Annotated in this window: 15 protein-coding genes; 7 read left to right on the top strand and 8 right to left on the bottom strand. The window is 71.3% G+C overall.

Going from position 1 to position 13629, the window contains the following annotated elements; genetic code table 11:
- Positions 1-1179: a dipeptidase gene (locus ACFCZF_RS24935; RefSeq protein ID WP_376673546.1), complete on the top strand. Its 1179-nt coding sequence runs from the start codon at positions 1-3 to the stop codon at positions 1177-1179.
- Here the strand turns inward: ACFCZF_RS24935 and ACFCZF_RS24930 are convergent.
- Positions 1128-2270: an alkene reductase gene (locus tag ACFCZF_RS24930; protein ID WP_376673545.1), complete on the bottom strand. Its 1143-nt coding sequence runs from the start codon at positions 2268-2270 to the stop codon at positions 1128-1130. The genes ACFCZF_RS24935 and ACFCZF_RS24930 overlap by 52 nt on opposite strands.
- 68 nt (positions 2271-2338) lie before the next feature.
- Here ACFCZF_RS24930 and ACFCZF_RS24925 point away from each other — a divergent pair, with 68 nt between their 5' ends.
- Positions 2339-2698, top strand: a complete 360-nt coding sequence (locus ACFCZF_RS24925) for a MerR family transcriptional regulator (RefSeq protein ID WP_376673544.1) — start codon at positions 2339-2341, stop codon at positions 2696-2698.
- Between the two features lie 92 nt (positions 2699-2790).
- Positions 2791-3921 (top strand): dipeptidase, encoded by a 1131-nt coding sequence (locus ACFCZF_RS24920; protein WP_376673543.1) that lies wholly within the window; start codon positions 2791-2793, stop codon positions 3919-3921.
- A 16-nt stretch (positions 3922-3937) separates the two neighbouring features.
- On the opposite strand, the gene ACFCZF_RS24915 is transcribed toward ACFCZF_RS24920, so the two are convergent.
- Positions 3938-4330 (bottom strand): VOC family protein, encoded by a 393-nt coding sequence (locus ACFCZF_RS24915; RefSeq protein ID WP_376673542.1) that lies wholly within the window; start codon positions 4328-4330, stop codon positions 3938-3940.
- 35 nt (positions 4331-4365) lie between these two features.
- Positions 4366-4737, bottom strand: coding sequence for a VOC family protein (locus ACFCZF_RS24910; protein ID WP_376673541.1), 372 nt, complete (start codon positions 4735-4737; stop codon positions 4366-4368).
- A 99-nt stretch (positions 4738-4836) separates the two neighbouring features.
- On the opposite strand from ACFCZF_RS24910, the gene ACFCZF_RS24905 reads away from it, so the two are divergent.
- Positions 4837-5343: a CGNR zinc finger domain-containing protein gene (locus ACFCZF_RS24905; protein ID WP_376673540.1), complete on the top strand. Its 507-nt coding sequence runs from the start codon at positions 4837-4839 to the stop codon at positions 5341-5343.
- 127 nt (positions 5344-5470) lie between these two features.
- Here ACFCZF_RS24905 and ACFCZF_RS24900 read toward each other — a convergent pair whose 3' ends face one another.
- Positions 5471-6814: a UDP-glucose dehydrogenase family protein gene (locus ACFCZF_RS24900; protein WP_376673539.1), complete on the bottom strand. Its 1344-nt coding sequence runs from the start codon at positions 6812-6814 to the stop codon at positions 5471-5473.
- 181 nt (positions 6815-6995) lie between these two features.
- On the opposite strand from ACFCZF_RS24900, the gene ACFCZF_RS24895 reads away from it, so the two are divergent.
- Entirely contained in the window at positions 6996-8153 is a 1158-nt protein-coding gene (locus ACFCZF_RS24895; protein WP_376673538.1) for an acyl-CoA dehydrogenase, read from the top strand.
- Positions 8154-8240: 87 nt separating this feature from the next.
- Here ACFCZF_RS24895 and ACFCZF_RS24890 read toward each other — a convergent pair whose 3' ends face one another.
- Together ACFCZF_RS24890 and ACFCZF_RS24885 are read right to left on the bottom strand one after the other, a co-directional pair.
- The gene (locus ACFCZF_RS24890; RefSeq protein ID WP_376673537.1) at positions 8241-8426 is read right to left on the bottom strand and encodes a DUF397 domain-containing protein; all 186 of its coding nucleotides are present in this window, start codon (positions 8424-8426) and stop codon (positions 8241-8243) included.
- A gap of 12 nt (positions 8427-8438) precedes the next feature.
- Positions 8439-9293 carry a helix-turn-helix domain-containing protein gene (locus ACFCZF_RS24885; RefSeq protein ID WP_376673536.1) on the bottom strand — a complete coding sequence of 285 codons (855 nt, stop codon included), beginning with the start codon at positions 9291-9293 and terminating at the stop codon, positions 8439-8441.
- Positions 9294-9516: 223 nt separating this feature from the next.
- Between ACFCZF_RS24885 and ACFCZF_RS24880 the strand changes: the two genes are divergently transcribed.
- On the top strand, positions 9517-9969 hold the full coding sequence (locus ACFCZF_RS24880; RefSeq protein WP_376673535.1) for an ATP-binding protein: 453 nt from the start codon (positions 9517-9519) through the stop codon (positions 9967-9969).
- 15 nt (positions 9970-9984) lie between these two features.
- Here ACFCZF_RS24880 and ACFCZF_RS24875 read toward each other — a convergent pair whose 3' ends face one another.
- Positions 9985-10551, bottom strand: coding sequence for an acyl-CoA thioesterase (locus tag ACFCZF_RS24875; RefSeq protein WP_376673534.1), 567 nt, complete (start codon positions 10549-10551; stop codon positions 9985-9987).
- A 119-nt stretch (positions 10552-10670) separates the two neighbouring features.
- Here ACFCZF_RS24875 and ACFCZF_RS24870 point away from each other — a divergent pair, with 119 nt between their 5' ends.
- A complete protein-coding gene (locus tag ACFCZF_RS24870; RefSeq protein WP_376673533.1) occupies positions 10671-11957 on the top strand; it encodes an LCP family protein in 1287 nt (428 codons plus the stop codon).
- Between the two features lie 32 nt (positions 11958-11989).
- Here the strand turns inward: ACFCZF_RS24870 and ACFCZF_RS24865 are convergent, their stop codons facing one another.
- Positions 11990-13366: an LCP family protein gene (locus ACFCZF_RS24865; protein WP_376673532.1), complete on the bottom strand. Its 1377-nt coding sequence runs from the start codon at positions 13364-13366 to the stop codon at positions 11990-11992.
- Between the last annotated feature and the right edge of the window lie 263 nt (positions 13367-13629).

Below are 13629 nucleotides of genomic sequence, written 5' to 3'. Positions count from 1 at the left end.
GTGACCTCCCTCGACCGGGCCCGTGAGCTGCTGCGGGAGTTCCCCGTCGTCGACGGCCACAACGACCTGCCCTGGGCGCTGCGCGAGCAGGTCCGCTACGACCTCGACGCCCGCGACATCGCCGCCGATCAGTCCGCCCACCTGCACACCGACCTCGCCCGGCTGCGCTCCGGCGGCGTCGGCGCGCAGTACTGGTCGGTGTACGTCCGCTCGGACCTGCCGGGCGCGGTGACCGCGACGCTGGAGCAGATCGACTGCGTACGGCGGCTGATCGACCGCCACCCCGGGGAGCTGCGGGCCGCGCTGACCGCCGCCGACATGGAGGCCGCGCGCGCGGAGGGCCGTATCGCCTCCCTCATGGGCGCCGAGGGCGGCCACTCCATCGACGACTCGCTCGCCACGCTCCGCGCGCTGTACGCGCTCGGCGTGCGCTACATGACCCTCACCCACAACGACAACGTGGCGTGGGCGGACTCGGCGACCGACGAGCCCGCCGTCGGCGGCCTGTCGGCCTTCGGCCGCGAGGTCGTGCGGGAGATGAACCGCGAGGGCATGCTGGTCGACCTCTCGCACGTGGCGGCGACGACGATGCGCGACGCGCTGGACACCTCCACCGCGCCGGTGATCTTCTCCCACTCCTCCGCGCGTGCCGTCTGCGACCACCCGCGCAACATCCCGGACGACGTGCTGGAGCGGCTGTCCGCCAACGGCGGCATGGCGATGGTGACGTTCGTGCCGAAGTTCGTGCTCCAGGCGGCGGTGGACTGGACGGCCGCCGCCGACGACAACATGCGGACGCACGGCTTCCACCACCTCGACTCCGGCCCCGAGGCGATGAAGATCCACCGCGCCTTCGAGGAAGGCACCCCGCGCCCCGTCGCCACGGTGTCCACGGTCGCCGACCACCTCGACCACATGCGCGAGGTCGCCGGCGTCGACCACCTCGGCATCGGCGGCGACTACGACGGCACGGCCTTCACGCCCGACGGCCTGGACGACGTGTCCGGCTACCCGAACCTGATCGCCGAGCTGCTCGACCGCGGCTGGTCCCAGGCCGACCTGGCCAAGCTGACCTGGAAGAACGCGGTCCGGGTGCTGGGCGCCGCGGAGGACGTGGCCCGGGGGCTTCAGGCGACGCGGGGCCCGTCCAACGCGACGCTCGAAGCACTGGACGGCTGAGCGGTCCCGTCACCGAGGGCGGGGTAGTCGGTGTAGCCGGTCGCCCCGCCCACGTACATGAAGTACCGGTCCCGCACCGGATTCAACGGCGCGCCGAGCCGCAGCCGCTCCACCAGGTCCGGGTTGGCCAGGAACGGCCGGCCCAGGGCGATCAGGTCCGCCCCGGCGGCCAGCAGCCGCTCGGAGGCGCGGCGCACGGCGTCCGTGGAGAGCTCCTCGCCCAGCACCGGGTTGGCGATCAGCACCCCGGGCCACCCGGCGCGGATCTTCCGGAACACCGGGGCGTCCGGGTCGGCGTACACCAGGTGCAGATACGCGAGCCCGAGCCCGCCGAGCCGCTCGGTGAGCGCCGGGTAGAGCTCCTCGGTCTCGCCCTCCGCGATGCCGTTGACGGTGTTGCCGGGGGAGACCCGCAGGCCCACCCGCTCGGCGCCGATCTCGGTGACGACGGCCTCGACCACCTCGGCCGTGAACCGGATCCGCGCGGCGACGGAGCCGCCGTAACCGTCGGTGCGGCGGTTGGTGTTGGCGGCCAGGAACTGGTGCAGGAGGTGGCCGTTGGCGGAGTGCACCTCCACGCCCTCGAACCCGGCGTCGAGCGCGTTGCGCGCGGCCCGCGCGAAGTCGGCGACGGTGGTGCGGATGTCCTCCTCGCTCATCTCCCTCGGGACGACGGCCGGGCGGTGCCCCTGCGGCGTGAAGATCGTCTCGGGCAGCGGCACCGGCGAGGGCGCGACCGGCGTCAGCCCGCTGGTCGCGGGATGGCCGACCCGGCCGCCGTGCTGGAGCTGGAGGAACATCCGCCCGCCCGCCTCCCGTACCGCGTCGGTGACCTGCCGCCAGCCCGCCACGTGCCGCGCGCTGTGGACGGCGGTGATGTTCGGGTACGTCTGCCCGACCGCGTTCGGCGTCGCCGCCTCGGCGACGATCAGACCGGCGGCGGCGCGCTGGGCGTAGTAGGTGGCCATGAGCGGGGTCGGGGTGCCGTCGGCCTCCGCGCGGTTGCGGGTCAGGGGGGCCATCACCAGGCGGTTGGGGAGGGTGAGCGGGCCGAGGGGAGCGGAGGCGAGGAGCTCTGTTGTGTTCGACATGCCCGTACGGTAGAACCTGACATGAGTGTCAGAATCAAGCTCCGGAGACCCGGTGAGGAGACGTACGCATGCGGATCGGTGAACTCGCCCGGCGCACGAACGTCAGCGAGCGCTCGCTGCGGTACTACGAGAAGCAGGGCCTGCTCGCGGCCGAGCGTACGCCCGGCGGGCACCGCGAGTACGCGGAGGCGGCCGTCGACCGGGTCGTACGCATCCAGGAGCTGTTCGCGGCGGGGCTGTGCAGCAGCAAGATCGCACAATTGCTGCCGTGCATGCGGGACGCGGACGGCGGACCCTCGGTCGTGGCCACGCCCCGGCTGGTCGCCGACCTCTCCGCCGAACGCGCCCGCATCGACCGGATGATCGCCGACCTGCTCCGCTCCCGGGACACCCTGGACGAGGTGATCGAGGCGGCGGCCCGGGGCTGAGCGGCGTACCCCCGAACGCCCCACCCACCAGGAAGCCCTTTCCGCTCCGTGCGACGGTGACGGTAACGCACGACGACCGTACGGAGCCCGCCATGGCAGACCTCCAGGACGACCTGCACACCAGCACCGAGGCCGGCGGGCTCGTCGACCTGTCCGTGCCGCCTGCCGCGGAGGCCTTCCCGCCGGAGCCCTACGCGCCCGTGTCCGACCCCGACGACGAGCCGCTCACCCGGGCGCACGCCGTGCTGGCCGCCCACCCCGTCGCCGACGGCTACAGCGGCCTGCCCTGGGCGCTCAAGCACCTGCCCTGGTACGACCTGGAGCTCGGCGAGAGCGCCGTCGACACCGACGTGCCGCGGCTCCGCGAGGGCCATGTGGGGGCGTTGTTCTGGTCGCTGCACCTGCCCGACGCCATCGACGGGGACCGGGCCGTCGGCGCCACCATGGAGCAGCTGGACCTGGTCAAGATGGTCGTCCGGGCCCATCCGGAGGGGCTGCGCATGGCGTTCGACGCCGGGCAGGCCATCGACGCCCGCAACTGCGGCCGGGTCGCCGTGCTGCCCGGCCCCGCCGGCGCCGCCGCTCTCGGGGACTGCCTCGGCATCCTGCGCTCCCTGCACGCCCTCGGCCTGCGCGTGGTCACGCTGACCGGGGCGACCTGGGCGAGCGAGACGGGGCTGACCCGGTTCGGCGAGGAGGTCGTCCGCGAGATGAACCGGCTCGGCGTCGTCACCGACCTCTCCGGCGCCTCCGCCGAGACCATCCGCCGTACCTTCGCCGTCTCCAAGGCGCCCGCGCTGTGCACCCGCTCCGCCGCCCGCGCCCTGCGCCCGCACCCCGCCAACCTCCCCGACGACCTGCTCGTCGAACTGGGCGCGGCCGGGGGCCTGTGCATGGTGCCGCTGACCGCCGAGCAGACCGGCCCGACCGTCCGGGACGTCGCCGACCACCTCGACCACGTCCGCACGGTGGCCGGCCCGCAGAGCGTCGGCCTGTCCGGCACCTACGACGCCGGCACCGCCCATCCGCTGGAGCTCGGCGACGCCTCCTGTTACCCCCGGCTCATCGCCGAGCTGCTGCGACGCGGCTGGGCCGAGGCGGACGTGGCCCTGCTGACCTGGGGCAACGTCCAGCGCGTACTGCGGGGAGCGGCCTTCACCGCCCGCGCGGCACAGCTGCGCCGGGAGCCTTCCACGGCGACGATCGCCGAACTCGACGGATAACCGTCACGTGTGACCGTCACGCGTCTTCGATCCGGCACAGGCAGAACGGATGCCCGGCCGGGTCGGCGTACACCATGAAGTCCTTCTTCTCCCGGTCCTCCAGGTCCAGCGGCCGGGCGCCCAGCGCGAGCACCTTCTCGTGCGCCGCGTCCATCTCCTCCCAGGTCGCCCCGCCGTCGAAGTCGACGTGGAACTGCTGGGCGTTGCGGTCGGCGCGCGGCCACTCCGGCGGGGTCAGCCCCGGCGCCCGCTGGAAGGCCAGCCGCGGCCCGCCGGGCACCTGGAGCACCACCCAGTCGGGGTCCTGCTCCTCGGGGGTGCCGCCGCCCACCTGCGCGTAGAAGCGGGCCAGCTCGCGGGGCTCGGGACAGTCGACGACGACGGAACGGAAACGTGCCACGGGTGCCATGGGGAACCTTCCGGTGTGGGCGGTCTGGGTCTCGCTCAGCAGGCGCAGAGGCAGAACGGGTGCCCGGCCGGGTCCGCGTAAACCCGGAAGGTCCGGGCCCGGTCCTCCGCGTCCAGCGGCCTCGCGCCCAGCTCCAGCACGGCCTTCTCGGCCGCGTCCAGGTCCTTGACGTCGAGGTCGAGGTGGAACTGCTGCGCGCCGTCGGGCCCGGGCCACTTCGGCGGTACGTAGCCGGGGGAGCCCTGGAAGGCCAGCGTCTGCCCGCCGGACAGGTTCAGGTCGACCCACTCGTACTGGTCGTCGCTCTTGTCCTCGACGGTGCCGCCGAGGACGCCGGCGTAGAAGCGGGCCAGTGAGTGGGGGTCGGGACAGTCCAGGACGACGACGCCCAGTTCGGCGACAGCCATGGCTTCCTCCTTGAAGTCCGCGTACTTCGGTTACCGGCAAAGCGCGGGTAACCAGTAACGGTTACTGCATGCTGCCCTATTGGCGGTAACGTCGCAAGCATGAGTGAGAGATCGCCCGCACCGGGAGGCCTGGACCTGGTCGAGACCCTGGTGAACACGCTGGACATCGAGACGGGCGCCGACTCCCTGGACACACCGGAGGGCCGGGCGCGGTTCGGCCTGACGGAGGACGACGTCCCCGGGGCCCGCGAGCTGCGCGAGTCCCTGCGCGCGACCCTGCTCGCCCACGCCGGCCACCCGCCGCACCGCACGGTGACCCCGCTCGGCGAGCTGCTCGCCGGAGCCCCGCTGGTGGTGACGGTCGACGCGGCCGACGGCTCCGCCGCCCTCGCCCCGGCCGGGGACGACTCCCTGCCCGCCCGTGTCGCCGCCGCCGTCGCCGAGGCACTGGTCGCGGGCACCTGGATCCGGCTCAAGGCCTGCGAGGCCGCCGACTGCCACTTGGCGTACTACGACCGCAGCCCGGCCGGACGCGGCCGCTGGTGCTCGATGCAGGTGTGCGGGGCACGCGCCAAGATGCGCCGGTACCGGGCCAAGGAGGCGTGACTCAGAGGGGGTTCACCGGCCGCTGGGCCGCCCTGTGATGCAGAATGCAGAAGGCGCCGGTTCGGCCGACTGAGCCTCGGCCGAACCGGCGTCACCCGTTGAACGGGCGTTCTTCGGGTACGGCGGGCTACGCCGTCGGACGGCCCATCGCCCGGTACGTCCAGCCGGCCTTCCGCCAGGCCTGCGGGTCCAGGGCGTTGCGTCCGTCGAGGATCACCCGGGCCGTCACGGCCTCGCCCAGCGCCTCCGGGTCCAGCTCGCGGAACTCCCGCCACTCCGTCAGGTGCAGGACGACGTCGGCGCCCCGCACCGCCTCCAGCGCGGAGTCGGCGTAGCCGAGCGTCGGGAACAGCCGCCGGGCGTTCTCCATGCCCTTGGGGTCGTACACCGTCACCTGGGCGCCCTGGAGGTGGACCTGCCCGGCGACGTTCAGCGCGGGGGAGTCCCGTACGTCGTCCGAGTCGGGCTTGAAGGTGGCGCCGAGCACCGCGACCCGCTTGCCGAGGAAGGGGCCGCCGCCCAGCGCCTGCCGGGTCAGCTCCACCATCTGGCCGCGCTGGCGCATGTTGATCGAGTCGATCTCGCGCAGGAAGGTGAGCGCCTGGTCGGCGCCCAGCTCACCGGCGCGCGCCATGAACGCCCGGATGTCCTTCGGCAGACAGCCGCCGCCGAACCCGATCCCGGCCCGCAGGAACTTTTTCCCGATCCGGTCGTCGTACCCGATGGCCTCGGCCAGCTTGGCGACGTCGCCGTCGGCCGCCTCGCACACCTCCGCCATCGCGTTGATGAAGGAGATCTTGGTGGCGAGGAAGGAGTTCGCGGAGGTCTTCACCAGCTCGGCCGTCGGGAAGTCGGTGACGACGAACGGCGAGCCCTCCGACACCGGCGTCGCGTACACCTCGCGCAGCAGCTTCTCCGCTCGCTCGCTGCGCACGCCGACCACGATCCGGTCGGGGTGCAGCGTGTCCTGCACGGCGAAGCCCTCGCGCAGGAACTCCGGGTTCCAGGCCAGCTCGGCGTCGTCACCGGCCGGCGCGTGCTCGGCGAGGTAGCGGGCCAGCCGGTCGGCGGAGCCCACGGGCACGGTCGACTTGCCGACGACCAGCGCGGGGCCGGTCAGATGCGGGGCCAGCGAGGCCAGCGCGGATTCGACGTACGACATGTCACAGGCGTACTCGCCGTGCTTCTGCGGCGTGTTCACGCACAGGAAGTGCACGTCGCCGAAGGCGGCGACCTCGGCGAAGTCGGTGGTGAAGCGCAGTCGCCCGCTGGACCCCTCGATCCCGGCGACGTGCTTGCCCAGCAGCTCCTCGAGGCCCGGCTCGTACATCGGGACCTGGCCACGCTGGAGCATCTCGATCTTCTCGGGCACCACGTCCAGGCCAAGCACCTCGAAACCCAGCTCGGCCATCGCCGCCGCATGGGTCGCGCCGAGATAGCCGGTGCCGATCACGGTGATCTTGAGGGCCATAGGTGCTCCAGAGGTGTACGGCGGAGGTGCGCGCCCGAGCATATCCGGGACGGGGGAAAACCCTTCCGGTCGGCTGTCGTCAAGCTCACCTATCCACGGACGTGGACGGGGCTCTAAAATTTGGGTTACTTAACGGTAGTTAGCGTGCCCAGCATCACAGCGTTTTGGAGCGTGAGAGACCTTGGCCGGATCGGCTGACTTCGACCTGTACCGCCCGTCCGAGGAGCACGACATGCTCCGGGACGCCGTCCGCTCCCTGGCCGAGGCGAAGATCGCGCCGCACGCCGCGGCGGTGGACGAGGAGGCCCGCTTCCCGCGGGAGGCCCTCGACGCCCTGACCGCGAACGACCTGCACGCGGTGCACGTCCCCGAGGAGTACGGCGGCGCGGGCGCCGACGCCCTCGCCACGGTGATCGTCATCGAGGAGGTCGCCCGCGTCTGCGCGTCCTCGTCCCTCATCCCGGCCGTGAACAAGCTCGGCTCCCTGCCGGTGATCCTCTCCGGCTCCGAGGAGCTGAAGAAGAAGTACATGACCCCGCTCGCCAAGGGCGACGGCATGTTCTCCTACTGCCTCTCCGAGCCCGACGCCGGCTCCGACGCGGCCGGCATGAAGACCAAGGCCGTCCGTGACGGCGACTTCTGGGTCCTCAACGGCGTCAAGCGCTGGATCACCAACGCGGGCGAGTCGGAGTACTACACGGTGATGGCCGTCACCGACCCCACCAAGCGCTCCAAGGGCATCTCCGCCTTCGTCATCGAGAAGTCCGACGAGGGCGTCTCCTTCGGCGCCCCGGAGAAGAAGCTCGGCATCAAGGGCTCCCCGACCCGCGAGGTCTACCTGGACAACGTCCGCATCCCCGCCGACCGCATGATCGGCGAGGGGGGCACCGGCTTCGCCACCGCGATGCAGACGCTGGACCACACCCGCATCACCATCGCCGCCCAGGCCCTCGGCATCGCCCAGGGCGCCCTCGACTACGCCAAGGGCTATGTCAAGGAGCGCAAGCAGTTCGGCAAGCCGATCGCCGACTTCCAGGGCATCCAGTTCATGCTCGCCGACATGGCCATGAAGATCGAGGCCGCCCGCCAGCTGACGTACGCCGCCGCCGCCAAGTCGCAGCGGGGCGACAGCGACCTGACCTTCCAGGGCGCCGCCGCCAAGTGCTTCGCCTCCGACGTGGCGATGGAGGTCACCACGGACGCGGTCCAGCTCCTCGGCGGCTACGGCTACACCCGTGACTACCCGGTGGAGCGCATGATGCGCGACGCGAAGATCACGCAGATCTACGAGGGCACGAACCAGGTCCAGCGGATCGTGATGGCGCGCAACCTGCCGTAGGGCGTCGGGAAAAGCGTGAGCACTCTGGTGGTCACTGTCCTCGGGCCGCTCTTTTGAGCGGGTGGATGACAGGTGGCCGCAGAGTGTTCACGCTTTTCGGGTAATGGCGGCGTAGGCGGCGAAGCTCGTCCACGTGGCGGGTCGGAGGGCGAGGCGGGGCCCGGCCGGATCCTTGGAGTCCCGGACCAGGATCGTGGTCGGGGTCGCGGCCACTTCGACGCAGTTCGAACTGTCGCCGCTGTACGTGGACTTCTGCCACTGAAGTGTTCGCATGGTCGGCCTCTCTCACATGTCCTGCGTGAGTTCCTGAATGAAGTCGCGCGATTCGGCGGTGTCGAGCGCGCAAGACTCCATGTGATCCAGCACGGCACGGTACTTGCCCAGCTGCGCCTCCGCGTCCAGAAAGCCGCAGCCACCGTGATGGGTATCCAGCTGCACGGTGTCGAGTTGGGGCACGGCTCCCTCGATGTAGTCGAAAGACTGCCCCGTGCTGGGGTAGTACTTCGCCCCGAAGGGGATGACCCGGACTGTGACGTTCGGCAGTTCACCCATGTTCAGCAGGTGTCTGAGCTGATCGCGCGCGACTTCCGGGCCGCCGAAGCCCATGCGGAGAGCCGACTCGTGAATGATCGCCGAGTACGGAGGCGGGGCCTCCCGGTGGAGGACGCCCTGGCGTTTGATGCGATGGGTGAGGCGGTGCTCGATCTCGTACTGCCTCATGGCCGGGACCACGGCCCGGAAGAGGGCGCGGGCGTGATCCGTCGTCTGCAACATCGCGGGGATGTGCATCGCGAGGGCCACGCGTAGGCCGGTGGCGTGGTGCTCCAGTTCCGCCAGGTCCACAAGGGCCGCTGGCAGGTGCTCGCGGTACTCTTCCCACCAGCCACGAGTCCGACGCCCGGTCATCCCGGCCAAGGCGGTGATCAGCTCCTCGTCGCCACAGTCGTACGCGGAAGCCATCGCCCGGACGCGGTCGGCGCTGAGCGCGCTGCGACCGGTCTCGATCATGCTGACCCGTCCCTGGTTGACGCCCAGGTGCGCGGCGGCCTGCGTGACTGTGAACCCGGAGCGTTCGCGGAGTTTGCGCAGCTCGGCGCCCAGGCGTCGCTGGCGCAGAGTGGCGTTGTTGACGGGTGGCAAGACACCTCTTCTCAAGCCGCTGTGCGGCGCGCTCGTAACCCACACGAGGCAATTGCAGGTACATCTCTTCAAACCGGGAGATGAATCTCCCAGGCGGCTCTACGGTAGTACCCGTACCGCCCAACTCCCCGCATCCATAAGCCGGAAGCGCACCCCTACAGGCACAGCCACCGCAAGTCGCGGCCGTTGGGCAAGCCGAATCCCCTCTCTCTCGGAGGCCTTCATGGGCACCGTATCCCTGCCCGACACCTGGGTGTACGCCCTCCGCCTGCCCCACGACCCCAGAGCCGCACGCGTCGCACGCATGACCGTACGGGCCGCCCTCGGCGGACACGGTCGGCACGAAGTACTCGACACCGTCGAGCTGTTGACGTCCGAGATGGTCACCAACGCCTACCGGCACACGCGCGGACCCTGTTCGCTACGGCTCACCGCGCTGAGCGACGGACGGCTGCGGGTCGGCGTGTGGGACAGCCACCCGCACATCCCCGCCCCCTTCGCGCAACCGCCGGACGGCAGCCGCACGGCTCCCGCCCCGCCGGAAACCGCGGGCGGCGGACGCGGACTGCACCTCGTACAGGCGTGCGCCGACTCGTGGGGCGGCTGGTCACTCGGTGACGAGCTGCTCGGACGCGGCGCCGGAAAGCTGCTCTGGTTCGAGGTGAGGTGTACCTAGATCGCCCCGGGGCGGTCAGTCCTCGTACCCCTCCGCCACCCGCCGCTCCCGCAGCTCCATGATCGCGCGGCGGCGGGCCAGGCGGTGGGTGCGGCGGATCTGGGCCTCCTGGTAGCGGCGCTTGTCCTTCTCCGTCTCCGGGAGCACCGGCGGGACCGTGCGCGGCTTGCCGTCCGCGTCGACCGCGGCGAAGACCAGGTACGCCGAGCCGACCTGGGTTGCCGGGGTGGACTCGTTCCAGCGTTCGGCCAGGACCCGGACGCCGACCTCCATGGAACTGCGGCCGGTCCAGTTGACCTGGGCCTTCACATGGACGAGGTCGCCGACGCGGACCGGTTCGAGGAACGCCATCTCGTCCATCGACGCGGTGACGGCGGGGCCGCCGGAGTGCCGTCCGGCCACGGCGCCCGCCGCGTCGTCGACGAGCTTCATGATCACTCCGCCGTGCACCGTGCCCAGGAGGTTGGTGTCGCCGTGGGTCATGATGTGGCTGAGGGTGGTGCGGGACGCCGAGGTCGGCTTGCCCGGGATCTCCGGAGTCGCCGACCGCGCGGCCGAGGCCTGTTCTGCCTGGTCTGTCATGGCCTCCACCTTATGCCGGGACGACATCCGAGTAATTTGTGTCAGCTTCGCAACAGCACTGACCTGATTTTCCGACGACCCTTGTATGGCCCATGGCGCGGACCTGCACACTGGTGCGCATGAATGATTGGCCCGAGGGATGGTCCGGTGACAACCGCCGCAGCGGGTACGGACGCGGCAGCGCGAGCGCGCGGCCCGAGAGCGCCCGCGTGATGCGGCAGGTCCGCCGCGGCCAGGCGCCGCCGCCCGGCCCGGGCCCGTCCGCACCGCCGTACGGCGCCGGGGTGCCGCAGCAGCCGTCGTACGTCGACGGCCGGGGCCACGGCGGCGACGGCTACGACAGCGGTTACAACACCGGCCAGGTCTACGGCAGCCCCGGCAGCCCCGGCGGCCGAGGCCCCGGCGGTCCAGGACCGGGCCGCCCCGCGCCCGACTGGCGCCGCCGGATCAAGTGGACGGCGATCACGGTGGTGACCGCGCTGGTCGTCACCACCGTCGGCACGTACTTCTGGGCCGACTCCAAGCTCAACCGCGAGGTCGACCTGTCCAAGGTCATCGAGCGGCCCGGCGCCGGCGAGGGCACGAACTACCTGATCGTCGGCTCCGACAGCCGCGAGGGCATGACCGACGAGCAGAAGAAGGACCTGCACACCGGCTCCGCCGAGGGCAAGCGCACCGACTCGATGATGATCCTGCACACCGGGGACAACGGGTCGACGCTGATCTCGCTGCCCCGTGACTCGGACGTGGAGATCCCGAGCTTCGTCGGCTCCGAGTCCGGGAAGAAGTACGAGGGCACGGGCCGGCACGTGAAGCTGAACGCCGCGTACGCGGAGGACGGCCCCGAGCTGCTGGTGCGCACCATCGAGCACAACACCGGGCTGCGCCTGGACCACTACGTGGAGATCGGCTTCGCCGGCTTCGCGAACATCGTGGACGCGGTCGGCGGCGTCGAGATGGACATCCCGCAGGACATCAAGGACCCGAAGTCCGGCGCCGACCTGAAGAAGGGCAAGCAGACCCTGAACGGCGAGGACGCCCTCGCCTTCGTCCGCACCCGCTACGCGCTGGCCGGCTCCGACCTGGACCGCACCAAGAACCAGCAGAAATTCCTGTCGGCGCTGGCGAGCCAGGTGGCCACCCCGTCGACCGTCCTCAACCCGTTCAAGCTGTACCCGACCATGGGCGCCGGCCTGGACTCCCTCATCGTCGACAAGGACATGGGCCTGTTCGACCTGGCGAGCATGTTCTGGGCGATGAAGAGCGTCAGCGGCGGCGACGGCACCTCGATGAACATGCCGGTCTCGGGCAGCGTCGGCGGAAACCTCAAGTGGGACGACGCAAAGGTGAAGAAGCTGGTCGAGCAGCTGAAGAACGACGAGAAGGTCACCGTGACGGGCAACTGAGGCCGGCGGAGCCCCGGTGGGGCCCCGCCGGATCACTTCTCCCCGCACACCACCTCGTCGCCCCGCACCACCGTGCCCGACTCCTGCGGCGGATCCGCCGGCCTCACCTTCACGACCTCCTTGAAGTCGGCGCCCGCCACCACCTTCAGCGTCGGGCCCTGGCCCTTGACCGGCCGCAGCTCGCTGCCGGGCAGGGCGGCGGCCAGCGACTTCGCCGAGCGGTCCCAGCGGGGGTCGAAGGCGACGACGGTCCGCTGGACCGCGCGGTCGGTGGCGTTCCTGGGGACCCGGGTGGTGCGGAACCCGGTCGCGGCCAGCGCGTCGTCGACCCGCTTGCCGAGCCCTCGCGTGTGCGTGCCGTTCTCCACCTGGACCCGGATCTGCTTCGGGTCCACCGGAACCCGGACCGGCGCCGGACCCTTCGGCTTCGGCTTGGGGGCGGCCAGCGGCTCGTCCTCGCGCAGGGCGTCGAAGATCCGCTCGGACTTGACCGGGTCCCACTTCAGGGTCGAACCGACACCCTTGACGGCGTAGCCCATCTGCCCGATCGGCACGGTGGTGAACTCGGACGAGGACGGCGAGAAGTTCCGCATCGCCCGACCGAGCGCCAGCAGCTCGTCGGTGCCGAAGCCCTCGTCGGCCCGCACCGAGCCCAGCACCGCCTGGGTGACGTCACGGAACTTCAGCGGGTTCAGCAGCAGCCCCGAGGAGGTCGCCCGGTCGATCAGAGCGGCCAGGAAGCGCTGCTGGCGCTTCATCCGGCTCAGGTCCGAGGCCCCGTCCAGGTGGCGGGCGCGGACGTACTGCAGCGCCTGCCCGCCCGTCAGCTCGTGGGTGCCGGCCGGCAGGTCGAGCCCGGAGTAGCTGTCCTTGAGCGGCTGGACGGTGCAGATCCGCACCCCGCCGAGGACGTCCACCGTCTTCATGAAGCTGGTGAAGTCGACCTCCAGGTAGTGGTCGATCTTCACCCGGGTCATGTTCTCGACTGTGCGGATGGTCAGCTGCGGGCCGCCCTCCGCGTAGGCCGCGTTCAGCTTGAGGGGGTGCCCCTTGTGCTGCTCCCCGGTGGTGCGGTCGGTGTGGTCGGGTGTCTCGGCGTAGGAGTCCCGCGGCAGGCTGACCACGCTCGCGCGTTCCCGGTCCTCCGAGATGTGCACGATCATGATCGTGTCGGTGCAGTGGCAGGGAGCGCCGCCGAGCCGGTACTTCCGCCGTTCCTCCTCGCTGATCCGGTCGCGGCCGTCGGTGCCGACCAGCAGCACGTTCATGCCGTCGCCCGCCCGCGGCCGGTTCTTCATGTCCTTGAAGGCGTCGACCCGCGAGATGTCCGAGTCCAGACCGGAGAGCACCGCGTGCCCGATCCCGGCGGAGGCGAGCACCACCACGGACAGAGCGGTCACCGCCCGCATGGCCCAGCGCGGCTTCTTCCGCCGTACGGGGGGCCTCGCCGGGCGGCGGGACGGACGCGGGCCGCCGCGCTGCGGCGGCGGGCCGCCACGGGGGGACGAGGCCGGGACCCGGGGGGAGCGGGGCGGCGTGGGCAAGGTGACACCTCCGCGGGGACGGGCCGAGCGGCCGGACGTGGGATCCGTGAGCACCGTAGGCCCATACGATCTGCTGCCCGGGGCTGTGACCCCCGCGGCGCGCACCCGTGTCCCCCGTTCGCGGTAAC

It is taken from the genome of Streptomyces sp. NPDC056296 (assembly GCF_042268605.1).
Lineage (GTDB): Bacteria > Actinomycetota > Actinomycetes > Streptomycetales > Streptomycetaceae > Streptomyces.
The sequence above is the reverse complement of the archived record's forward strand: the minus strand, read 5'-3'. Positions and strand labels throughout refer to the sequence as shown.

Excerpts from the sequence above, each read along its gene's own strand:
- ACFCZF_RS24930 (WP_376673545.1), bottom strand. The coding sequence starts at position 2,270 with ATGTCGAACACAACAGAGCTCCTCGCCTCCGCTCCCCTCGGCCCGCTC.
- ACFCZF_RS24925 (WP_376673544.1), top strand. The coding sequence starts at position 2,339 with ATGCGGATCGGTGAACTCGCCCGGCGCACGAACGTCAGCGAGCGCTCG.
- ACFCZF_RS24920 (WP_376673543.1), top strand. The coding sequence starts at position 2,791 with ATGGCAGACCTCCAGGACGACCTGCACACCAGCACCGAGGCCGGCGGG.
- ACFCZF_RS24915 (WP_376673542.1), bottom strand. The coding sequence starts at position 4,330 with ATGGCACCCGTGGCACGTTTCCGTTCCGTCGTCGTCGACTGTCCCGAG.
- ACFCZF_RS24910 (WP_376673541.1), bottom strand. The coding sequence starts at position 4,737 with ATGGCTGTCGCCGAACTGGGCGTCGTCGTCCTGGACTGTCCCGACCCC.
- ACFCZF_RS24905 (WP_376673540.1), top strand. The coding sequence starts at position 4,837 with ATGAGTGAGAGATCGCCCGCACCGGGAGGCCTGGACCTGGTCGAGACC.
- ACFCZF_RS24900 (WP_376673539.1), bottom strand. The coding sequence starts at position 6,814 with ATGGCCCTCAAGATCACCGTGATCGGCACCGGCTATCTCGGCGCGACC.
- ACFCZF_RS24890 (WP_376673537.1), bottom strand. The coding sequence starts at position 8,426 with ATGCGAACACTTCAGTGGCAGAAGTCCACGTACAGCGGCGACAGTTCG.
- ACFCZF_RS24880 (WP_376673535.1), top strand. The coding sequence starts at position 9,517 with ATGGGCACCGTATCCCTGCCCGACACCTGGGTGTACGCCCTCCGCCTG.
- ACFCZF_RS24875 (WP_376673534.1), bottom strand. The coding sequence starts at position 10,551 with ATGACAGACCAGGCAGAACAGGCCTCGGCCGCGCGGTCGGCGACTCCG.
- ACFCZF_RS24870 (WP_376673533.1), top strand. The coding sequence starts at position 10,671 with ATGAATGATTGGCCCGAGGGATGGTCCGGTGACAACCGCCGCAGCGGG.
- ACFCZF_RS24865 (WP_376673532.1), bottom strand. The coding sequence starts at position 13,366 with ATGCGGGCGGTGACCGCTCTGTCCGTGGTGGTGCTCGCCTCCGCCGGG.